Source organism: Klebsiella sp. w6, from assembly GCF_033100215.1.
Lineage (GTDB): Bacteria > Pseudomonadota > Gammaproteobacteria > Enterobacterales > Enterobacteriaceae > Klebsiella > Klebsiella variicola.
Window position 1 is genome coordinate 5351088 of record NZ_CP136907.1, and the last position, 22252, is coordinate 5373339.

The 22252-nt window shown below is 57.9% G+C and carries 20 protein-coding genes and 4 tRNA genes; 7 read left to right on the forward strand and 17 right to left on the reverse strand.

Annotated features, from left to right (window positions below; translation table 11 throughout):
* Positions 1-58 precede the first annotated feature (58 nt).
* Complete coding sequence (gene recQ, locus R0140_RS26020; RefSeq protein ID WP_012969190.1) at positions 59-1885, reverse strand: ATP-dependent DNA helicase RecQ; 1827 nt, start codon at positions 1883-1885, stop codon at positions 59-61.
* Positions 1886-1952: 67 nt separating this feature from the next.
* Positions 1953-2813, reverse strand: coding sequence for a phospholipase A (gene pldA, locus R0140_RS26025; protein ID WP_002883408.1), 861 nt, complete (start codon positions 2811-2813; stop codon positions 1953-1955).
* Between the two features lie 152 nt (positions 2814-2965).
* Here pldA and yigI point away from each other — a divergent pair, with 152 nt between their 5' ends.
* Positions 2966-3430, forward strand: a complete 465-nt coding sequence (gene yigI / locus R0140_RS26030; RefSeq protein WP_008807947.1) for an acyl-CoA thioesterase YigI — start codon at positions 2966-2968, stop codon at positions 3428-3430.
* A 48-nt stretch (positions 3431-3478) separates the two neighbouring features.
* Positions 3479-4372, forward strand: coding sequence for an EamA family transporter RarD (gene rarD, locus R0140_RS26035; protein ID WP_032734015.1), 894 nt, complete (start codon positions 3479-3481; stop codon positions 4370-4372).
* 43 nt (positions 4373-4415) lie between these two features.
* Here the strand turns inward: rarD and corA are convergent, their stop codons facing one another.
* From corA to lptM, 8 genes are all read right to left on the reverse strand, one after another.
* On the reverse strand, positions 4416-5366 hold the full coding sequence (gene corA, locus R0140_RS26040; protein ID WP_012543234.1) for a magnesium/cobalt transporter CorA: 951 nt from the start codon (positions 5364-5366) through the stop codon (positions 4416-4418).
* Positions 5367-5516: 150 nt separating this feature from the next.
* Positions 5517-5573: a YsgD/CorL family protein gene (gene ysgD / locus R0140_RS27860; RefSeq protein ID WP_349815745.1), complete on the reverse strand. Its 57-nt coding sequence runs from the start codon at positions 5571-5573 to the stop codon at positions 5517-5519.
* 148 nt (positions 5574-5721) lie between these two features.
* Complete coding sequence (gene uvrD / locus R0140_RS26045; protein ID WP_012543235.1) at positions 5722-7884, reverse strand: DNA helicase II; 2163 nt, start codon at positions 7882-7884, stop codon at positions 5722-5724.
* Positions 7885-7947: 63 nt separating this feature from the next.
* Complete coding sequence (yigB, locus tag R0140_RS26050) at positions 7948-8664, reverse strand: 5-amino-6-(5-phospho-D-ribitylamino)uracil phosphatase YigB (RefSeq protein WP_032741602.1); 717 nt, start codon at positions 8662-8664, stop codon at positions 7948-7950.
* The gene (xerC, locus tag R0140_RS26055; RefSeq protein ID WP_032741598.1) at positions 8664-9563 is read right to left on the reverse strand and encodes a tyrosine recombinase XerC; all 900 of its coding nucleotides are present in this window, start codon (positions 9561-9563) and stop codon (positions 8664-8666) included. Before xerC ends, yigB begins: the two co-directional genes overlap by 1 nt.
* Positions 9560-10267 carry a DUF484 domain-containing protein gene (locus R0140_RS26060; protein ID WP_008807952.1) on the reverse strand — a complete coding sequence of 236 codons (708 nt, stop codon included), beginning with the start codon at positions 10265-10267 and terminating at the stop codon, positions 9560-9562. The genes xerC and R0140_RS26060 overlap by 4 nt, the downstream gene beginning before the upstream one ends.
* Complete coding sequence (gene dapF, locus R0140_RS26065) at positions 10264-11088, reverse strand: diaminopimelate epimerase (protein WP_002883394.1); 825 nt, start codon at positions 11086-11088, stop codon at positions 10264-10266. Before dapF ends, R0140_RS26060 begins: the two co-directional genes overlap by 4 nt.
* Positions 11089-11123: 35 nt before the next feature.
* A complete protein-coding gene (lptM, locus tag R0140_RS26070) occupies positions 11124-11327 on the reverse strand; it encodes an LPS translocon maturation chaperone LptM (protein WP_004886794.1) in 204 nt (67 codons plus the stop codon).
* A 138-nt stretch (positions 11328-11465) separates the two neighbouring features.
* Between lptM and cyaY the strand changes: the two genes are divergently transcribed.
* Positions 11466-11786: an iron donor protein CyaY gene (cyaY, locus tag R0140_RS26075; protein ID WP_002883389.1), complete on the forward strand. Its 321-nt coding sequence runs from the start codon at positions 11466-11468 to the stop codon at positions 11784-11786.
* A 133-nt stretch (positions 11787-11919) separates the two neighbouring features.
* On the opposite strand, the gene cyaA is transcribed toward cyaY, so the two are convergent.
* Positions 11920-14472: a class I adenylate cyclase gene (gene cyaA / locus R0140_RS26080; RefSeq protein ID WP_002883383.1), complete on the reverse strand. Its 2553-nt coding sequence runs from the start codon at positions 14470-14472 to the stop codon at positions 11920-11922.
* 357 nt (positions 14473-14829) lie between these two features.
* Between cyaA and hemC the strand changes: the two genes are divergently transcribed.
* From hemC to hemY, 4 genes are read left to right on the forward strand one after another with little or no spacing between them, the layout of a single operon-like run.
* Entirely contained in the window at positions 14830-15771 is a 942-nt protein-coding gene (gene hemC, locus R0140_RS26085; protein ID WP_008807953.1) for a hydroxymethylbilane synthase, read from the forward strand.
* Positions 15768-16508, forward strand: a complete 741-nt coding sequence (hemD, locus tag R0140_RS26090) for a uroporphyrinogen-III synthase (protein ID WP_012969195.1) — start codon at positions 15768-15770, stop codon at positions 16506-16508. The genes hemC and hemD overlap by 4 nt, the downstream gene beginning before the upstream one ends.
* Before the next feature lie 21 nt (positions 16509-16529).
* Positions 16530-17711: a uroporphyrinogen-III C-methyltransferase gene (hemX, locus tag R0140_RS26095; RefSeq protein ID WP_008807955.1), complete on the forward strand. Its 1182-nt coding sequence runs from the start codon at positions 16530-16532 to the stop codon at positions 17709-17711.
* Positions 17712-17714: 3 nt separating this feature from the next.
* Positions 17715-18911: a protoheme IX biogenesis protein HemY gene (gene hemY, locus R0140_RS26100; protein WP_008807956.1), complete on the forward strand. Its 1197-nt coding sequence runs from the start codon at positions 17715-17717 to the stop codon at positions 18909-18911.
* A gap of 461 nt (positions 18912-19372) precedes the next feature.
* Here the strand turns inward: hemY and R0140_RS26105 are convergent.
* The 6 genes from R0140_RS26105 to wecG form a co-directional block, all read right to left on the reverse strand.
* Positions 19373-19449 (reverse strand) — tRNA-Pro (locus R0140_RS26105).
* Between the two features lie 42 nt (positions 19450-19491).
* Positions 19492-19578: transfer RNA gene (locus tag R0140_RS26110), tRNA-Leu, on the reverse strand.
* A 23-nt stretch (positions 19579-19601) separates the two neighbouring features.
* Positions 19602-19677: transfer RNA gene (locus R0140_RS26115), tRNA-His, on the reverse strand.
* 55 nt (positions 19678-19732) lie between these two features.
* Positions 19733-19809: transfer RNA gene (locus R0140_RS26120), tRNA-Arg, on the reverse strand.
* Between the two features lie 102 nt (positions 19810-19911).
* Complete coding sequence (gene thrP, locus R0140_RS26125) at positions 19912-21297, reverse strand: bifunctional threonine/serine APC transporter ThrP (RefSeq protein ID WP_012969196.1); 1386 nt, start codon at positions 21295-21297, stop codon at positions 19912-19914.
* A 205-nt stretch (positions 21298-21502) separates the two neighbouring features.
* Positions 21503-22243: a lipopolysaccharide N-acetylmannosaminouronosyltransferase gene (wecG, locus tag R0140_RS26130; RefSeq protein ID WP_012543241.1), complete on the reverse strand. Its 741-nt coding sequence runs from the start codon at positions 22241-22243 to the stop codon at positions 21503-21505.
* Positions 22244-22252: the final 9 nt, after the last annotated feature.

Genomic DNA, 22252 nt, shown 5'->3' on the forward strand with positions numbered 1-22252 from the left:
TAACTCGCAGGAAAATAGTGAAGAGGGAAACTATTCTGGCACCTTTTCCCGCGGCTGACTACTCATCATCACCATCGACATGAGCGCGTATCAATGCCATGAATTCTTTACCGAAGCGCTCAAGTTTACGCGTCCCCACGCCGTTGACGCTGAGCATCTCGCCGGCGGTGAGTGGCGACTGTTCCGCCATCTCGATCAGCGTCGCGTCGTTGAAGACCACGTATGGCGGGATATTCTCTTCGTCGGCGATCGCTTTACGCAATTTGCGCAGCTTGGCAAACAGCTTGCGGTCGTAATTGCCGCCAAAGGATTTCTGCATCGCCTTCGGCTTCAGCGCCACGATACGCGGTACGGCAAGCTGCAGCGGCACCTCGCCGCGCAGCACCGGTCGTGCGGCTTCGGTCAGCTGCAGTGCGGAGTGCTGGGCGATATTCTGCGTCACCAGCCCAAGGTGAATCAGTTGGCGGATCACGCTCACCCAGTGCTCGTGACTCTGCTCCCGGCCGATACCGTAAACCGGCAGCTTATCGTGGCCCATGTCACGGATGCGCTGGTTGTTGGCCCCGCGCAGGACCTCCACCACGTAACCCATCCCGAAACGTTGATTCACCCGGTAAATCGTTGAAAGCGCCTTGCGCGCATCCATTAAGCCATCGTACTGCTTTGGTGGATCAAGACAGATATCGCAGTTGCCGCACGGCTCCTGGCGCCCTTCGCCAAAGTAGTTCAGCAGCACCAGACGACGACAGGTTTGCGCTTCGGCAAACGCCCCCATCGCATTCAGCTTATGCCGCTCGATATCCTGTAGCGGTCCGGCGGGTTTTTCCTCCAGACAGCGGCGCAGCCACGCCATATCCGCCGGATCGTAAAACAGCATCGCTTCCGCCGGCAGGCCATCACGCCCGGCGCGGCCGGTTTCCTGGTAGTAGGATTCAATATTGCGCGGGATATCGAAGTGCACCACAAAGCGGACGTTCGGCTTGTTGATACCCATCCCGAAGGCCACCGTCGCCACCACGATCTGCAGATCGTCGCGCTGGAATTTCTCCTGCACGTCGGCGCGAACGGCGTTTTCCAGACCAGCATGGTAAGCCGCCGCGCTGATGCCGCGGCTCTGCAGACGCGCGGCGGTATCTTCCACTTTCGAGCGGCTGTTGCAGTAGATGATGCCCGATTTGCCACGCTGATCCTGAACGTAGCGCATCAACTGGTCGAGCGGTTTGAATTTCTCCATCAGCATATAGCGGATGTTCGGCCGGTCGAAGCTGCTGACCTGAATCAGCGGATCGTTAAGCCCGAGCAGACGGACGATATCACGGCGGGTGGTGTCATCGGCGGTGGCGGTCAACGCCATAAACGGGATCTTCGGCATCCGCTGGCGCAGCTGGCCCAGCGCGGCATATTCCGGACGGAAGTCATGGCCCCACTGGGAGATACAGTGCGCTTCGTCTACCGCCAGCATCGCCAGGTTCCAGTTCGCCAGATGCTCAAGAAAGTTATCCAGCATCAACCGTTCCGGCGCGATATACAGCAGACGAACCTGCCCGCTGCGACAGCCGGCCATCACTTCCTGCTGCTGCTCGCGGCTTTGCGTCGAGTTCAGACAAGCCGCCGCCACGCCGTTGGCCAGCAGTTGATCGACCTGGTCTTTCATCAGCGAGATCAGGGGTGAGACCACGACCGTCAGACCGCCCATGACCAGCGCCGGCACCTGATAGCACAGCGACTTACCGCCACCGGTCGGCATGACCACCAGGCAGTCCCGGCCCTCAAGCACCGTCTCGATAATCGTTTCCTGGCCAGGACGGAACTGCTGGTAGCCGAAGGTCTCTTGTAAAACCTGCTTCGCCAGCGATTCCTGATTTAATACTTCCGCCTGTGCCACGTTGACCCCATTTGCCTGAAAAGAAAACAGGCGCTATTTTCAGCGCCTGTGAGCCAGAGTGCAACGATTAAAACAGATCGTTGAGCATTAGCCCGACGCCGACGCGCGTTTGATTAAAGTTGTAGTCGATAAGCGATTCGCCGTAACCGCTGTAGATCTGCGTATAGGCGCGAACATGTTTGGTAATGGGATAGCTCACGCCGAGCTCCGCCCCGCCATAGCCGGTGTTCCAGTTATATTGCCCCTGCGCGCTGAGGATCGCCTCTCCCAGCTGGTAGCCCACCTTCAGCCGGTAATAGCCCATATATTTGGTGATATCCGGGTTATCATCGGTGTTGCCCACCACATACCAGGGCTTCACTTCCACCAGCCAGTTGCCGTTTTGCGCCATCAGGCGGGCGTAAAGCCGGTTCCAGCTGCGCGAGGTGGGGTCGGAACGACCATTCGAGTCGTGGTTATACCCCATCTCGATGTCGCGCAGCGTCCAGCCGGCAAACTGGTAGTCGGTCGCAAAGCCCAAAAACAGCTGGGGTTCGTAATTGGTTTCGCGAAACGGCGCCGACTCTTTGCTGTTGGAGAGCTGCCACCAGGATTTCTGGGTGTACGATGCGCCGAGCAGCGAATTATCACCCAGGATGCCGCGCCACAGCGGAAACGCCAGACTCAGCTGAAATTTCACTTCATCTTTACGGGCATTTTCGGCCCAGTCATAGCTGCGGATCGCCTCTTTATTGAGGTCGCTGGTCCATGTGTAGAGCAAATAGTTGCTCTCATAAGGATAGAGCAGGAAAGGATTATCATGGTCCTGGAGCAGGTTGGCGATAATGCTGCCGCGCACTGCCGGTTTGTCGTGAACCGACGCATCCTGCGCCATAACACCGGCCGGTAGCGCGCACAGCGCCACCAGGCAGGCCAAAGAGATACGCATGCTGGTCTCCTGATAAATAGTTTTTATTTTTGTTTAACCTGAAGCCATTCTACCTGTTTATTAATCACCTGCCCCCTAATCCGCTCCGAAAGTGGAAATCAATATTTTAGAAGCATAAAATCAACATTTTGTTAACGAATGGAACCGGTGTTATGTCTGAACTTACTGCCGAAGCAGCGCTGAAACTGGTGGGGGAGATTTTCGTCTATCACATGCCGTTTAACCGTGCCCTCGGTCTCGAACTGGAGCGCTATGAAAAGGCGTTTGCCCAGCTCAGCTTTAATAATCAGCCGATGATGGTCGGCAACTGGGCGCAGAGTATTTTGCATGGCGGAGTGATCGCCTCCGCGCTGGACGTCGCCGCTGGCCTGGTCTGCGTCGGCAGCACCCTCACCCGCCATGACACCATCAACGAAGAAGAGCTGCGCCAACGCCTCTCCCGCATGGGAACCATCGACCTGCGCGTAGACTACCTGCGTCCGGGCCGCGGTGAACGGTTTACCGCCACCAGCAGCCTGCTGCGCGCCGGCAATAAAGTGGCGGTAGCCCGCGTGGAACTGCATAACGAAGCTCAGGTCTATATTGCCAGCGCAACGGCCACCTATATGGTGGGTTGATTGGCCAAAATCGAGTAACATCACTCTCTTTGGCAATGGATTTTACCGATGGATGCGAAACAGACGCGGTTGGGGATCATTCTGGCCCTCGCCGCCTACTTTATCTGGGGTATCGCGCCAGCGTACTTCAAACTTATCTACTATGTTCCCGCCGATGAAATTCTGACCCATCGCGTGATCTGGTCCTTCTTCTTCATGGTGGCGCTCATCAGCGTCAGCCGCCAGTGGCCGCAGGTGAAAAAGCTGCTGAAGACGCCGCGCAAGATCTTCCTGCTGGCGCTCTCGGCAGTGCTGGTCGGCGGTAACTGGCTGTTGTTCATCTGGGCGGTGAATAACCACCATATGCTGGAAGCCAGCCTCGGCTACTTTATCAACCCGCTGGTAAATATTCTGTTGGGGATGATTTTCCTCGGCGAACGCTTCCGTCGCCTGCAGTGGCTGGCGGTGATCCTCGCCTTTTGCGGCGTGTTGGTCCAGCTGTGGACCTTTGGTTCGCTGCCGATAATCGGCCTTGGGCTGGCCTTCAGTTTTGCCTTTTACGGCCTGGTGCGGAAGAAAATCGCTGTCGACGCGCAGACCGGCATGCTGGTGGAAACGCTGTGGCTACTGCCGGTGGCGGCAATCTGGCTGTTTGGCATCACTGATAGCTCGACCAGCCATATGGGGGAGAACCCCTGGTCGCTCAATCTGCTGCTAATGGCCGCGGGCGTGGTCACGACCATTCCCCTGCTGTGCTTCACTGGCGCGGCAACGCGCCTGCGGCTCTCCACGCTGGGCTTTTTCCAGTACATCGGCCCAACGCTGATGTTCCTGCTGGCGGTGACGTTCTACGGCGAAGTGCCGGGCAAGGATAAAATGGTGACCTTCGGCTTTATCTGGGTCGCGCTGGCGGTATTTATCGTCGATGCGCTGTATACCCAGCGCCGGCTGCGCAGAGGCTAAGCCGGCCTCAGCCAGTAAAAAAGGGAGCCGCCGCTCCCTTTTTTTACAGCCAGTTTTTACGCTTGAAGTAGAGATATGGCGCCAGGCCGGCCAGCATCATAAAGACGATCGCCCCCGGGTAGCCGAAGCTCCAGTGCAGCTCCGGCATAAATTCAAAGTTCATCCCGTAGCTGGACGCCACCAGGGTTGGCGGCAGGAACACCACCGACACCACGGAGAAGATCTTGATGATGCGGTTCTGCTCGATGTTGATGAAGCCCATCGCCGCCTGCATCAGGAAGTTCACCTTCTGGAACAGCGATTCGTTGTGCGGCAGCAGGGATTCGATATCGCGCAGGATCTCCCGCGCCTGTTCCAGCTGGCCCGCCGGCAGGCGCGCCTTACGCACCAGGAAGTTCAGCGCGCGCTGGGTATCCATCAGACAGAGGCGGACCTTCCAGCCGATATCTTCCAGTTCCGCCAGCGTCGACAGCGCTTCATCGTACTCGTCGCCCTGATGGCCTTCCATAATCACGCGGCTCAGCTTTTCCAGGTCGCTGTAGATATTTTCAATTTCATCCGCCAGCTGCTCGATTTTGGTTTCGAACAGGTCGAGCAGCAGTTCATAGGCGTTACCGTCGACCAGCGTCTGGTTACGCACGCGCATACGGTACAAGCGGAAAGCGGGCAGTTCGCGCTCGCGCAGCGTGAACAGGCGACCTTCGCGGATGGTAAACGCCACGGTAGAGTTGCCGGCGTGATCTTCCGCATCTTCAAAAAAGAAGAACGAGTGGATGTGTAACCCATCTTCATCTTCAAAGAAACGCGCGGAGGCTTCGATATCTTCCAGTTCCGGGCGCGTCGCCAGGTTCTGACCCAGTTCCGTCTGCACGCGGCTTCGCTCATCGTCGTCAGGCTCGACCAGATCGACCCACACCGAGCTGGCGAGGTGCTTGATCTCATCGGCTTCCAGGCGCGTTAAACGATTGTTTTCCAGTTGAAATGCGCTCAGCATGACCGGGACTCCCAATGCAAAAAAATTATCGGACAGTTCGGTGGGCACACAGAAACAAATTGGGTTTCAGACCATTAAGCCTGACTCAGCGCGACGGGAATAGGGCAGGTCGCTGACAACCGCTAAGGCTATCAGCATAAGAGGATAGCCTTAGGAGTTGTTCCTGAATGACAGGAAGTTGAGCCAGCATCTACTGGGTGTGTCCAAGGCGAATGTCCTCTTAGCGTAATCGTGCGCGCATGTTACGCCAGCGCAAAATCGGCGTCAACACGCAACGGAACGCGAAAGCGCAAATCAGGCGCCTTAACGTATAAAGGTAGCAGAATATTACAAAATAATGATATTTTTCTTAAAGTTACACCGTCTCAAGCCGCGCGTAAGCCGCCACCAGCCATTTGATTCCCTGGCCCTGAAAAGCCACCTGCAGCCGGCTGTGCTCGCCGCTGCCTTCGAGGTTGACGATAGTGCCTTCGCCAAACTTCGGATGACGCACCCGCTGACCTAACTTGTAGCCGGTATCGCTCTCGGCAATCGGCGCCCCCAGTCGCTGGTGGTTTACCGGACGGCTCACCGTGGCCCGCAGACGCACTTCTTCTACGCACTCCTGCGGCAGTTCTCCAATAAAGCGCGACGGGCGATGGTAAACCTCTTTGCCGTACAGACGGCGGGTTTCGGCGTAGGTCAGCGTCAGCTTCTGCATGGCGCGCGTTACGCCAACGTAGGCCAGACGACGTTCCTCTTCCAGGCGGCCGCCTTCATCAAGCGCCATCTGGCTCGGGAACATCCCTTCTTCGACGCCGACGATAAACACCTGCGGGAATTCCAGCCCTTTCGCCGAGTGCAGGGTCATCAGTTGAACCGCGTCCTGCCAGGTGTCCGCCTGCCCCTCGCCCGCTTCCAGCGCGGCGTGGGAGAGGAACGCCTGCAGCGGCATCAGGTCTTCATCTTCTTCGTTGTAGCTGAACTGGCGCGTCGCCGTCACCAGTTCCTCTAAGTTTTCAATACGGGTCTGGCCCTTCTCGCCTTTCTCCTGCTCGTACATCGCGCGCAGCCCGGAGTCTTTAATCACCCGATCGGTCTGAACATGTAGCGGCATATCGGCGGTTTCCTGCGCCAGCGCGTCAATCAACTCCATAAAGCGCTGCAGAGCGCTGGCGGCTCGGCCAGCCAGCACTTTCTCTTTCAGCAGCTCGCGGCAGGCCTGCCACAGCGTCAGCTGACGATCGCGCGAGGTCTGGCGCACCACGTCCAGCGTGCGATCGCCGATGCCGCGGGTCGGCGTATTGACCACCCGCTCAAAGGCGGCATCGTCGTTACGGTTGGCAATCAGGCGCAGGTAAGAGAGCGCATCTTTGATTTCCTGACGTTCGAAGAAGCGCATACCGCCGTAGATACGGTACGGCATGCTGGCCTGCAGGAGCGCCTCTTCCAGCACGCGCGACTGGGCGTTACTGCGATAGAGAATGGCGCATTGCTCCAGCGCGCCGCCGTTCTCCTGCCAGGTTTTAATGCGGTTCACCACGAAGCGCGCTTCGTCGAGATCGTTGAAGGCGCAGTACAGCGAAATCGGCTCGCCGTCGGCACCGTCGGTCCACAGCTTTTTGCCCAGGCGCCCGTTGTTGTTTTCAATCAGGGCGTTGGCAGCGCTAAGAATATTGCTGGTTGAACGATAGTTCTGCTCCAGGCGAATAGTTTCCGCGCCGGGGAAGTCGTTGAGGAAGCGCTGAATGTTCTCGACCTGCGCGCCGCGCCAGCCATAAATCGACTGGTCATCATCGCCGACGATCATCACTTTGCCGGTATCGCCCGCCAGCAGGCGGATCCAGGCGTACTGGATGTTGTTGGTGTCCTGGAATTCATCGACAAGGATATTGGTGAAACGCTCACGATAGTGCTGCAGGATATGCGGCTTGTTCAGCCACAGCTCGTGCGCGCGCAGCAGCAGCTCGGCGAAATCCACCAGCCCGGCGCGGTCGCAGGCCTCCTGGTAGGCCTGATAGACCTTCTGCCAGGTCTGCTCGACCGGGTTGCCGTAGCTCTGAATGTGATGCGGGCGCAGCCCTTCATCTTTCTGGCTGTTGATGTACCACATCGCCTGACGCGGCGGCCATTGCTTCTCATCGAGGTTCATCGCCTTAATCAGACGCTTCAGCAGACGGAGCTGGTCTTCGCTGTCGAGGATTTGGAAATCCTGCGGCAGGTTGGCGTCCAGATGATGCGCACGCAGCAGGCGGTGCGCGAGGCCGTGGAAGGTGCCTACCCACATGCCGCCCTGGGTAGTGCCCATCAGCTGGCCGATACGGTGGCGCATCTCCGCCGCCGCTTTGTTGGTAAAGGTCACCGCCATAATCGAGTACGGCGAGCAGTTCTCCACGCTCAGCAGCCAGGCGATACGGTGCACCAGAACGCGCGTCTTACCACTGCCCGCCCCTGCCAGAACCAGCATATTGGTGCGCGAGGCCGCTACGGCTTCACGCTGTTTGTCATTAAGGCTGTCGAGCAGGTAAGAAACGTCCATTGGCACCGCCGGAAGAGAAGGGGTTCCATGAACCCCTGTTAATATATACAGAGTGACTGGTGATTATATCAGCGAGGTTAGAGATGCCAACCGTGAAATTTCAATATGCGGCAGCAGGCGGCTGTCCGCGGTGTGCATCAGGTCCGCGCCTTGCGGTTTGATCCAGCAGGCCTGCATCCCGCAGCGTAGCGAACCGGCGACGTCGGTCGTCAGATCATCGCCGACGTGCAGAATGTGCCCGAGTGGTAAATTCAGACGCTCCGCCGCCAGGTGATACATATCGGCAAACGGCTTGGAACGACCATCCGGACCCGCGCGCAGCACGAAGCGGAAATAGTCGCTCAGGCCGAACAGCTCGGGGCGGGCGTTGCCATTGGTAATGGCCACCAGCGGCCACTTCTCCGCCAGCTTCGCCAGCGTATCGTGGGTCTCCTGCGGAACATCGACCCGGCTGCGCCAGTGGGCGAAGTTTTCCATCGCCGCATCGGCGCCGGCTTTTGCCGCTTCGGCGGAGAGCCCAGCGTTACGCATGCCGAGCTCCAGCGCACGATGGCGCCAGACGGTCACGTCGTGGTAGATCTCCGGCTCAGATGCCAGCAGCGTCTGACGCAGTTGGTTAAGCTCATGGGCATCGAACTGGCTGAGCGACGGATGGTAATTGCGCACAAAGGCCAGCGACTCGTGCATCGTCCGGTCAATCACCGGGCGGTTATCATATAGGGTGTCGTCCAGGTCAAACGTCAGTGCGGAAATCTGGCCCAGAGGTCGGTAAAAACGCATTATTTCCCCCGTTTAGCGCGCGGATGCGCGGCATCGTACACCGAGGCAAGGTGTTGAAAGTCAAGATGGGTATAGATTTGAGTGGTGGAGAGGTTAGCATGGCCCAACAGCTCCTGCACGCCGCGCAGATCGCCACTGGACTCCAGCATATGGGTAGCAAAGGAGTGGCGCAGCTTGTGCGGGTGCACATGGCTGTTCAGCCCCTGCTTAATCCCCCACTCGGCAAATCGCTTCTGCACGTTGCGCGCCGAAATGCGTTTACCCAGCTTCGACAAAAACAGCGCGTCGTCATCAGTACCGAACAGGCCGCGCAAATCCAGCCAGTGCTCAATCCACGCCACCGCGTTACGACCGATCGGCAAACGGCGTTCTTTGCTGCCTTTGCCCATCACCCAAACCTCACCGCTTTCGAGGTCAAGGTGCTTAATATCAAGGTTGACCAGCTCAGACAGACGCAGACCTGCACCGTACATCACTTCCAGCATCGCCCGGTCGCGCACCGCGAGCGGATCGTTGAGGTCGATATCCAGCAGCCGATTTACATCATCGACATCGATATTTTTCGGCAAGTGGCGGGGAATTTTCGGCGCCGCAATCCCCTTCGCCGGGTTAGCGGCCAGTTCGCCCTGACTGATCATCCAGTCAAAGAAGCTGCGTAGCGCGGAAAGCCGCAGCGCCAGGCTCGCCGGGCCTAAACCACGGCGGCTGCGTACCGCAAAGCTACGCACCTGAGCGGCATCGCACTGCTGCCAGCTTTTCAGCCCAGCCTCATCCGCCAGGGCGATCAACGCGTCCAGCTGACGCTGGTAGTTAGTCAGCGTAATCGGGCTAAGCTGACGCTCAACGCCGAGATAGCGCAGGAAGCGGTCGACGCAGGCGGAAAGCGGAGAGTCGGTCATGCGCGTTCAATCCAGCGCTCCAGCAGGCCAGGGAGCATCTGCGCAATTTCCTGCAGCAACTGCGTCCCCTGCCCTGACTGATAATGCTGCGCATCGCGGCTGCTAAAGAGCATCACGCCCGGAGCGTTATCGCCGCCCAGCATCGACATCGCCACGGATCCAATGGCCTTCGCTTCCGGTAGCACCACCAGCAGCTCCGGACCGTTCAGCGGCCCAAGATAGTGGCGCGCCTGGCCCAGACGTTGAATACGGATCGGCTCAAACGCCTGCCGGCTTAACGCCAAATGGGTAAACTTCGAGGGCGCGCCGAGGCGCCAGCAGTCAGGGAACAGGCGCACCGTGGCGCCAGCTAACCCCAGCTCGCGAGCCCAGCGATGAAGGCGGTTGAGCATATCATCGAGGCTCTCCGCGGCCGCCAGCCGCGTTTGCAGCTGCAGCAGGCGCTGGAACAGGCTTTCATTAGCGACCGCCTGCTCCATCAGCAGCGACATATTCTCTTCCAGCACATGAATATGGTTACGCGCCCGCATCATGTGCCACTCCACCAGCGAAATCGAACCGCGTACCGGATGCGGGACACGGATATGTTCAACCTGGGCGGCATTACGAATAAAAAATTCAGGATGTTGCAACAGATAGTCCACCACCGCCCGATCGTTCAACGCGCTGGTAACCTCCTGCTGTTCTTCCCCGATTGGTTTCATAAATGAATAAATCCATCATAGACATGGGCCGCCGGGCCGGTCATAAACAGCGGCTGGCCCGGGCCTTTCCAGGCGATATCAAGACGACCGCCGGGCAATTCCACGCGTACCGTTTCAGCGAGCAGCCCCTGTTGGATCCCTACCGCCACCGCGGCGCAGGCGCCGCTGCCGCAGGCCTGGGTTTCCCCCGCGCCGCGTTCGTAGACGCGCAGACGGATGTGGGACCGGCCGACCACCTGCATAAAGCCGATATTGGCGCGCTCCGGAAAACGCTCGTGGCTTTCCATCACCGGGCCGAGGGTTTCTACGGCCGCTGTATCCACGTCATCCACCTGGATGACGCAATGCGGATTCCCCATGGACACCACGCCGCACAATACTGTCTGCTCGGCGGCACGCATAATATAGGTCTTTTCCGCTTTGTTGGCGCGGAACGGCACCTGGGACGGCTCAAAGTTAGGCTCGCCCATATTCACCCGCACCAGATCGTCTTCCGTTACGCTTAATACCATACGCCCGTTGGCCGTACTCACGCGAATATCACGTTTATTGGTCAGGCCTTTCAGCCGGACAAAGCGGGCAAAACAACGCGCGCCGTTGCCGCACTGCGACACTTCGCTGCCGTCGGCGTTAAAGATCCGGTAATGAAAATCCAGATCGGGATCGTAGGGCGGCTCGACGACCAACAGCTGATCGAACCCGACGCCAAGATGGCGATCTGCCAGGCGGCGAATCAACTCCGGCGAGAAAAAAACATTCTGCGTTACCGCGTCAACGACCATAAAATCGTTGCCAAGGCCATGCATTTTAGAGAACTGCATCATCTACTCCAGTTGCGCGGAACAGAACGTTATCGTTAGTAATTGACCTGGCTCGGACCACCGGTATCGCCACGATCGTTACGATCCGGCGTTGAGCTCTGAATGCCCGGGTTAACCGGTTTGGTCGGCGGCGGCGCGGTTTTGTCCGCCGGCGGGAAATAAAGAGGCCCTTTCAGACCGCAGCCGGTCAGGCTGAAGATCGCAAACAAAACGGCAAGCGTAGGAAAAACGTTTTTCATTGATAGTTGCCCGTGATTCATTCTTTCTGCTTTCTATCATCGCAGGAGAAGACGTAAAAGCAAGCGTTTAGCATCCGACTGCGCGCGCTTTTGTTTCGCGCTATACTGCCGCCATCTTCAAAAAAGCAGGATAGAACCATGAACGACAGTGAATTCCATCGCCTGGCGGATAGCCTGTGGATGACCATCGAAGAACGCCTGGACGACTGGGACGGCGATAGCGACATCGACTGTGAAATCAACGGCGGCGTGCTGACCATCAGCTTTGAAAACGGCAGCAAAATCATTATTAACCGTCAGGAGCCGCTGCACCAGGTGTGGCTGGCCACCAAACAGGGCGGCTACCATTTTGATCTCAAAGGCGACGAGTGGATCTGCGATCGCAGCGGCGAGACCTTCTGGGATTTGCTGGAGCAGGCGGCGAGCCAGCAGGCCGGTGAGACGGTGAAATTCCGTTAATGACGTGTTTCCCGGATGGCGGCGCATCGCGCCTTATCCGGGCTACCCGACGACTTAGAACCGTAGCCCTGCTAAGCGCAGCGCCAGCAGGGAAGATCTCCGGATAGCGGCTCACGCCTTATCCGGGCCAAATCTACGAGTAGCGCTGCTGCAGCACCGGCGAAGCGGTAACGTCCTGGCTGGTGGGTATCGCGGCGGCAATCGCCTGGGTGCGGAAGGGGATCACCTGGGTGCGCCCGTCTACCTCGACAATCTGATAGAACTGCGGCAGGTTGAAGTTGATAAAGCTGGAGCCGTAGGTGAAACGATCGTGCGATGACGAATAGAAGCGGCTGACGTCGCGCACCAGTTCCTCTTTACTGCCCTCGCAGTGATGATAGACCTCGGCGCGGTTGCTCTCATCCAGAATATAGATGTTAAAGCCGCTGTCGTTGTTATCCGCATCTTCAAAGAAGAACTGAATAATCCCTTCGCTGGCGAAGCCATCCACCACCGCCGGCAGCTTAACGTGATTGGTTTCCACCTGCACCGACAACCCGTGAAGCTTGTTGTGCGAGATAGCGCCGTAGAACTCAATGGCGTTTTCCAGCTTCTGCACCGAAACGTTAAGACGCTCGAAGAACAGCCCCCACGTCTGGCCGGAGACGCGCAGCGCTTTGAAGCGCCCGGTATCCTGGCGGGTACTGGAGAGACGCAGTTCGATGCATTCGGAGATCATCTGCTGCACGCGGGTGCGGATCAGGCCGCGCAGGTGCTGGCTATAGCAGAACACCTCCACGCTGTCCGGCGGCGCGGCGTCCTGATGCATTTTGCCGAGGATCGTCTTCAGCGCTTCGATCATCGCCTGCTCGCCGTTAAAGTGCAGCGTACGCACTTCGTTCCACGAGTTGCGATACAGCAGGTCGACGCTGCCGATCAGGCATTTTTGCTCTTCGCCGAAGCTGAAAACATCCAGTTTACGGAAGTCGAAGTGCACCACCTGATTGCGGAAGGCCGCGGTCGGGTCATATTCGAGGTTGACGATAATCGCCAGATGGCGGATTTCGCACGGGCTGTACAGCGCTTTTGGCGTCGGCGCCGGCAGGCGCAGCGGGAAGTGGTGCGACACGTCGGCCACCATCTCCTGCAGCTTCGCCAGATCGACGATGCCGTTGCCCTTAATAAACAGGCGGGTGCGTGAGGTCAGCAGGCCGTTAAACCAGGCCCAGGCCACCAGCTTATTAAGATAACGGTTATATTCCAGCGGCTGATGGCTGATGATCGATTCCATATCCGGCGCGCGGTTATACAGATACCAACCGGTACGGTTGGCACGGCCCGGCGGCACGTGGATAAAGGTCAGGTTCGGTTCCGACAGATCCGGCGAAATTTGCGGGTTCACCAGCGTCACTTTCCCCGGCAGCGCTTCAAAGGCCGCATACAGCTTACGGGTCAGCACGCCAATATCCTGAGGGCTGGCGGAGACGCTAAGGTTATTGCGCCGCGCGAAGCGGATCAGATTACGATAGCTCTGCATCATGGCGTCGAGCAGTTCGTTGTGCGCCTTGCGCACCTCATCAATTTTCCAGTTGGCGCGGTTGTCGAGCATCATCAGACGCTTTTCGTCCCAGCCCCAGGCATTCACCAACTGGCTGACGACTTCGCGACGCCAGCCGACGCAGGCGCGTTCGCGGCTGAGTTTTTCACAAACTTTCAGGTAGAAGCAGCGGCGCACCAGGTCGAGGCGGGTTTCATCTTCGATGGCCTGTAGATAGGTGGTCACGCGCTCCAGCATCATGCAGTACGGGTCGAGGCCGAAGGAGACAATCTCGCCGTCGTGTAGACGCTGTTTGATATCTTTCGCTAACAGGCGGTTATTGGGGTATTCCCAGGAGTAGGCTTCCAGCAACAGCGTTTTCAGCACCGCTTTATAGGGGGAGTCGATACTTTTATACAGCTGCCACAGGCTGGCGCCGAAGTACTCTTCCGCCGACAGCGAACTGAGGCCGCCGAGATCGAGCCATTCGTTAGGCGTCAGCACGCCCTGGGCATACAGCCCCATGACGTAATCATCGTAATGCTCTTCTTCATCGCACGGCACCATATTCCACAGAATACGCTTGCCGGCGAGGCGCACCGCGGTGCGATAGAACTCATCGAGCAACAGGATATGCTGAGTCGAACCGCAGTCTTCGCCGCCGAGACTGCCGCTTTCATTATGACGGAAGCGGTTTTCGTCGATCAGGAAGAAGCTGACTTCCACGCCGAGCGAGGCCGCCCAGCTCTCAAGCAGGCTGCATTTTCGCTGCAGCAGCTGGCGCTCTTCGCTATCCAGCCAGGCCTGGTGACATACCCAGATATCCAGATCGGAAGAACAGCTTTGACCAACGGAGGAAGTACTGCCCATCGAGTAGACGCCGGTGATCGGCAGCTCGCCTTTCGGCGGCTCCTGGGTCTGCATGCCGCGATGCAGCTCTAGTTCTTCAAGATAGTGGCGTTGGGTTTCATCAGGCGTGTAGAGGCAAATGCCACGGGGAACGTTACCGTCAAGGTAACCCGGCATCAGCGGGTGATGATAATGTAGTAACGTTGGCAGTAGACTGTAAACCTGCTGGAAAGCGGGTCCCATGGCAGCAAGCGCGCGATCCACGCGCAATTGGTTGATGGCATCCAGTCTCTGTTTCAGTGTCTCAATATAGAGGTACAAGACATATCGCCTGATGTTCAAAAACCCGAAGTACAATAGTACGGAGGATTTCAGTATTTCAACAAAAACCGTCACCATTCGTCGTCGGTGTGGTTGTGATGAGCAGCGGACGGACAAATGGTTTAAAACGTGATCAATTTAACACCTTGCTCATTGACCGTAAAGAAAGATGCGCTACATACAAGTGTAGCACCGTTTATTACCTGTAAATTCCTCACTACGCCTCCGGCAACCGCCACGCGCATGAAAGGTTAAAAAAGAGAAGGCCGGAGCCATCTCCCACATAAACCGTGAAAACTAACATCCGTAAGACAACAATGTTAGGATGGTTAGTGGTCGACAATGACGGTAACAAGCATGTTAGACAAAGTTTTGAAAATTGCCACACGGCAAAGCCCGCTTGCGCTATGGCAGGCGCAGTATGTTAAAGCGCGCCTGGAACAAGCGCATCCAGGACTGAACGTCGAGCTGGTGCCGATGGTTACGCGCGGTGATGTCATCCTTGATACGCCCCTGGCAAAGGTGGGCGGCAAGGGCTTATTTGTGAAAGAGTTAGAGCTCGCCATGCTCGAAGGGCGGGCCGATATCGCCGTCCATTCGATGAAAGATGTCCCGGTGGAATTCCCGGAGGGCCTGGGGTTGGTCACCATCTGCGAGCGCGACGATCCGCGCGACGCGTTTGTTTCCAATCACTATGCCTCAATTGACGAACTGCCGGCCGGCAGCGTCGTTGGCACGTCAAGTTTACGCCGTCAGTGCCAGCTGGCCGCCACCCGTCCAGACCTGGTGATCCGCTCTCTGCGCGGTAACGTCGGTACTCGGCTGAGTAAACTGGATAACGGTGAGTATGACGCCATTATCCTTGCCGCCGCCGGGTTGAAGCGCCTGAAACTGGAAGCGCGTATTCGCCAACCGCTGTCGCCTGAGCAATCCCTGCCGGCCGTCGGCCAGGGCGCGGTGGGAATCGAATGCCGTCTTGACGATGCATGGACCCAGGCGCTGTTGGCGCCCCTCAACCATGCGGAAACCGCGGTACGCGTGCGCGCCGAACGGGCGATGAACACCCGCCTCGAAGGCGGTTGTCAGGTGCCAATTGGCAGCTATGCGGAACTCGTCAACGGCGAACTGTGGCTGCGGGCGCTGGTTGGCGCCCCGGATGGTTCGCAGATGGTACGCGGCGAACGGCGCGGGCCAGCAGAGCAGGCCGAAGCGCTCGGCATCTCGCTGGCGGAAGAGCTCCTGGATAATGGCGCCCGCGACATTCTCGCGGCAGTTTATGATGGAGAAGCCCCACGATGAGCATCCTGGTCACTCGTCCACTCCCGCAAGGGGAAGCGCTGGTCAGCCGTCTGCGGGCCATGGGACGCGTGGCCTGGAGCTTTCCGCTGATAGAATTTACGCCTGGCCGGGAGCTTCCCGTGCTGGGCGACCATCTTGCCCATCTGGGGTCCGACGACCTGCTGTTTGCGCTATCCCAACATGCGGTGGAATTCGCCCATGCCCGTCTGCAGCAGCAAGGCCTGCCCTGGCCCACTTCTCCGCACTATTTTGCCATTGGTCGAACGACGGCGCTGGCCCTGCATACGGTCAGCGGGCAGCACATCCGTTACCCGTTAGATCGGGAAATTAGCGAAGTCTTGCTACAATTACCTGAATTACAAAACATTGCCGGGAAAAATGCGCTGATCCTACGCGGCAATGGTGGGCGGGAACTCTTAGGCGCCACGCTGGCTGAACGCGGCGCCAGGGTCACATTTTGTGAATGTTATCAACGTAGTGCAAAACATTACGATGGCGCAGAAGAAGCGATGCGCTGGCAGTCTCGCGGGGTCACCACGCTGGTGGTCACCAGCGGTGAGATGCTGCAGCAGCTGTGGTCGCTCATACCGCAATGGTATCGCGAACAATGGCTCCTGCACTGCCGCGTTGTCGTTGTCAGCGAACGTCTGGCCCTTCAGGCCCGGGAACTGGGCTGGCAGGAGATTCAGGTTGCCGATAACGCTGACAACGATGCGCTGCTACGCGCATTACAATAACTCTCAACATTGGAAGCCATAATGACGGAACAACAAAATCAATCCGCCGTGGTTGAAGAGACCAGGGAGGCCGTGGAAACCACACCACAGCCAGAGAACAACGATAAGAAGAAGGCGGGTAACAAAACCAGCCTGGCGCTCAGCGCGATCGCTATCGCCATTGCGATAGCCGCTGGCATCGGCCTGTATGGCCTGAACAAACAGCAGGCCACGCGGCAAAACGCAACCACCTCTGAATTATCAGGCCAGCTTGCGGCACTGCAAAAAGCGCAGGAGAGCCAAAAGAGCGAACTGGAAGGCATTATCAAACAGCAGGCCGACCAGCTGAGTCAGGCCAAACACGAGCAGGAAACCCTGACCAAACAGCTTGATGAGTTGCAGCAGAAAGTCGCCGTGATTTCGGGCAGCGATGCCAAAACCTGGCTGCTGGCCCAGGCCGATTTCCTCGTCAAGCTGGCGGGACGTAAGCTGTGGAGCGATCAGGATGTCACCACCGCCGCCGCGCTGCTAAAAAGCGCCGACGCCAGCCTCGCCGACATGAATGACCCCAGCCTGATCGGCGCCCGCCGGGCGATCACCGACGACATCGCCACCCTCTCCGCGGTAAGCCAGGTGGACTACGACGGCATGATCCTCAAGGTGAATCAGTTGGCGAACCAAATCGACAACCTGCGGCTGGCCGATAATAACGATGACGATTCGCCGATGGACTCTGATAGCGACGAGCTTTCCAGCTCTATCAGCGAATGGCGCGTCAATCTGCAGAAAAGCTGGCAGAACTTTATGGACAGCTTTATCACCGTGCGCCGCCGCGATGAAACCGCGGTCCCGCTGCTGGCGCCGAATCAGGATATCTATCTGCGGGAAAATATTCGCTCTCGCCTGCTGGTCGCCGCGCAGGCAGTGCCGCGCCATCAGGAAGAGACCTGGAAACAGTCGCTGGATAACGTCTCGACCTGGGTACGCGCCTATTACGATACTGATGACGCCACCACCAAAGCCTTCCTCGACGAGGTGGATAAGCTCAGTCAGCAAAGCATTACCATGACGGTGCCGGAAACGCTGCAGAGCCAGGCGTTGCTGGAAAAACTGATGCAGACCCGGGTGCGCAACCTGATGGCGCAGCCTGCCGTTACCGCGGGCGGCGCGCCCTCACCAGCCCCTGCTGCACCGGCCGCCCCTGCTGCGCCGCAAGGAGAGTAACGCATGCTGAAAATTCTTCTACTCTTCGCGCTGTTGATCGCCGGGATCGTGCTTGGCCCGATGATCGCCGGGCATCAGGGCTACGTCCTGATCCAGACCGATAATTACAATATCGAGACCAGCGTCACCGGGCTGGTGATCATTCTGATCCTCGCCATGGTGGTGCTGTTCGCCATCGAATGGCTGCTGCGCCGCATTTTCCGCACCGGAGCGCATACGCGCGGCTGGTTTGTCGGCCGTAAACGCCGTCGCGCGCGTAAGCAAACCGAGCAGGCGCTACTCAAGCTGGCGGAAGGTGATTACCAGCAGGTTGAGAAGCTGATGGCGAAAAACGCCGATCACGCCGAACAGCCGGTGGTGAACTATCTGCTGGCGGCGGAAGCGGCCCAGCAGCGCGGCGATGAAGCGCGGGCCAACCAGCATCTGGAGCGCGCCACCGAGCTGGCGGGCGATGACCTGATCCCGGTGGAAATCACCCGCGTTCGCCTGCAGCTGGCACGTAATGAAAATCACGCCGCGCGCCATGGCATCGATAAGCTGCTGGAAATTACTCCGCGTCATCCTGAAGTGCTGCGCCTCGCCGAACAGGCATACACCCGCACCGGCGCCTGGCAGTCGCTGCTGGACATCATTCCGTCGATGGCGAAAGCTAACGTCGGCGATGAAGAGCACCGCGCTGCGCTGGAACAGCTGGCCTGGGTTGGCCTGATGGATAAAGCGCTGGCCGACGGCGGCAGCGAAGGGTTGCGCGAATGGTGGCGCAACCAGAGCCGTAAAACACGGGCGCTGGTGCCGCTGCAGGTGGCAATGGCCGAGCGCCTCATCGAGAGCGACGATCACGATACCGCGCAGCAAATTATCATTGATGGTCTGAAGAAACAGTATGATGACCGTCTGGTGATGCCGATCCCGCGTCTGAAGACCAATAACCCGGAACAGCTGGAGAAAGTGCTGCGCCAGCAGATCAAAGCCGTTGGCGACCGTCCGCTGCTGTGGAGTACCCTGGGCCAGTCGCTGATGCGGCACGGCGAATGGCAGGAGGCCAGCATCGCCTTCCGCGCCGCGCTTAAGCAGCGTCCGGATGCCTTTGATTACGCCTGGCTGGCGGATGCCCTGGATCGCCTGCATCAGCCGGAAGAAGCCGCCGCTATGCGCCGCGATGGGCTGCTGCTGACGCTGCAGAATAATCCTCAGCCGTAACCTGCCATGGCTATCGCCTCCTGCGGGGCGATAGCCCTTCTCCCCCGCCTTCGCGTTGACGGATCCCTGAAAGAAAAAAACGCCTGCGCTGAAATCAGGGCAGGCGTTAAAACAGGTCTGTTTGACAACAAATTGGGTGCTTCACTCAACGTAATGTCCATGGTGTTTGATGAGGCATAAATGCGACATCTGTCAGTGGACGATAAGCACCGTAAGAACGGCTCTGCATCATTCCGGAGTTTATGAGGCACGAAGGCGAACATAAGAGATGGAATGAGCATCTACCCGGTTATTATCGCACAGGATCCGGGGAAATTGCATCTACCACAGTGATGAATTGAGAGTTTTCCTGACGCGTATTCTCAAGCAGAGAGGCGTTTTTTTATCAGCAAGATCAGGGGAATAAATAATGGCGGGCAGCGACAGAAAACAAAAAACCCCGCCGAAGCGGGGTTCAAAATTGGTCGGCGAGAGAGGATTCGAACCTCCGACCCACTGGTCCCAAACCAGTTGCGCTACCAAGCTGCGCTACTCGCCGAAATACTGCTTTTTGAATTTTTAGTTCAATTCGTTAAAGTCGTGGTGCGAGGGGGGGGACTTGAACCCCCACGTCCGTAAGAACACTAACACCTGAAGCTAGCGCGTCTACCAATTCCGCCACCTTCGCAAATTCACAACTCTATCAAATAATGGGGTGGCTAATGGGATTCGAACCCACGACAACTGGAATCACAATCCAGGGCTCTACCAACTGAGCTATAGCCACCACTGCAAACCTTTTACGCGGTATTAAAACCACCGCAGCTCCAGCACCGGGTTAATGGTGCGCCCGACAGGATTCGAACCTGAGACCTCTGCCTCCGGAGGGCAGCGCTCTATCCAGCTGAGCTACGGGCGCTTAGCGCCGTTGCGGGGTCGGATAATACGGACTTCCTACCCCGCTGTCTAGTGCCTTTTAAAAGAAAATTATCGTTTGCTCATGCTTTGTTCGTTTTGACGGTTATTCAGCCGTATTATTGACTTGCCCCTGTCTTCCGAGGCCAAACACCTTATAAATCAGGGTGACGGCGGCCAGGAAAATAATGCCGACAAACAGCGACATCCGGGTTTCATCATTCAGACCCATCCCTACCAGCACACAGATCAGGAAGGCCATGGTGAAATAGTTGGCCCACGGAAACAGCAGCGAACGGAACGGATGGCTGGCGATTGCCGCCCGATGCACGCGACGGAAACGCAGCTGGCTAATCAGGATCACAAACCATGGCACCATCCCTGGCAACACGCTGGCGCTGTAGACATAGACAAACACCCGCTGCGGATTAGGAATGATGTAATTCAGGCAGGAGCCCACCAGCAGGATCAGAATCGACAGCGCCACGCCGACGGCCGGAACGCCGTTGCGCGATACCTTACCGATCGCCGCCGGCAGTTGGCGGTTCTTCGCCAGGGCGTACAGCATACGTCCACAGCTGTACATTCCGCTGTTGCAGCCGGAAAGCGCCGCCGTCAGCACCACGAAGTTGATAATTCCCGCCGCCGCGGTAATCCCGATTTTGGCAAACGTCAGTACGAACGGGCTGCCGTTGGAGCCGATTTGATCCCACGGGAAGATGGTGACGATAACGAAAATCGCGCCCACGTAGAAAATCAGGATCCGCCACAGCACTTTGCCCACCGCGCTGCGCAGGGTCACCTGCGGATTTTTCGCTTCACCTGCGGTAATGCCGATGAGCTCCACCCCCTGATAGGACGCGACCACGATACACAGCGCCGTCAGGAAGCCCTTCCAGCCGCCGGCGAAGAAACCGCCATGTTCGGTGAGATTACCAAAACCAATGGAGTGGCCGCCGTTGCCAAAGCCGAAGAAAATGACGCCCAGCCCGACGACGATCATCACGATAATGGTGGTGACTTTAATCATGGCGAACCAGAACTCGATTTCACCGTACAGCCGGACCGCCGCCAGGTTCGCCAGCGCCACCAGCCCCACGGCAATTAACGCCGGGATCCACTGCGCCATCTCCGGGAACCAGAACTGCACATAGACCCCGATGGCGGTAATCTCCGAGATCCCCACCGCCATCCACATAAACCAGTAGGACCACGCGGTCAGGTAGCCGAAGAAGGGGCTCATATAGCGATGCGCATACACCGCGAAGGAGCCAGTGACAGGCTCAAGGAACAGCATTTCGCCCATTGAGCGCATAATGAAAAAGACGAACAGGCCAGCGATAATGTACGCCAGCAGCACGGAAGGCCCGGCCCATTTCAACGTACTGGCCGCCCCCATAAACAACCCCACGCCAATCGTCCCGCCAAGGGCGATCAGTTCAATATGCCGGGCCTCCAGTCCACGCTGGAGCTCCGCTTTTTTCTCAGTCATATATCCTCTTGTGTTTGCCGTATTCCGGGTACTCCCGGTTATTGTTATTAACTGAAACCATAGCCTTGCCGACGCGCAGGTCTCCCCCGCGCGTATGAAGCCTGCGAATGGTTAATTAATTTTACGGAAATGGCAAATAAAGTATCAGGCGAGTGAAGAGATTACACAGAATATGTATGCAAACTCGCCTGGTTGCAGTGGAATATCAGAGCTTGCCGGTATAATGCCAACGTAAATAGCGAAGCAGACGGAACTGTCTCTTGATGCGGCTCGGCTGCAAAAGCAGGCGATAGAACCACTCCAGCCCCAGATCCTGCCAGAACTTCGGCGCCCGATGGACGTGCCCAGTGAAGACATCGTAAGTGCCGCCGACACCCATATACAGCGCGTGCGGATACAGGCGCCGGCAGTCGCGCATGAAGATCTCCTGGCGCGGCGACCCCATCGCGACGGTGACGATTTTCGCCCCGCTGTCGCGAATGCGTTCGAACAATGTCTGGCGCTGCTCAGGGGTAAAATAACCGTCCTGGCTGCCGACGATGTTCACTTGCCAGCGCTGACGCAGCCTGGACTCCGTTTGCGTCAGGACCTCAGGTTTACCACCAACCAAAAACACCGGTGTCCCTTCAGCGCCAGCGCGCTGCATTAACGCTTCCCAGAGATCGGCCCCGGCGACGCGGGATACCTGGGCCTGCGGGTATTTTTTGCGCAGCGAACGCACCACACTGATGCCATCCGCATATTTAAACTCCGCCGCCTCAATCAGCGCCCGTACCTCCGGGTTATCTTCTACGGCCAGCATTTTCTCAGCATTAATGGCCACCAGCGTCCCCTCCCGGAGCGCGCCGTCGGCATACAAATAATCCAGAGCGTGCTGCATATCGCGCCAGCCTATGAGCTGCAGCCCTCTTAACAGGTACAACGGCGCGGAAATGGTCCCAGTCATGTCTATCCT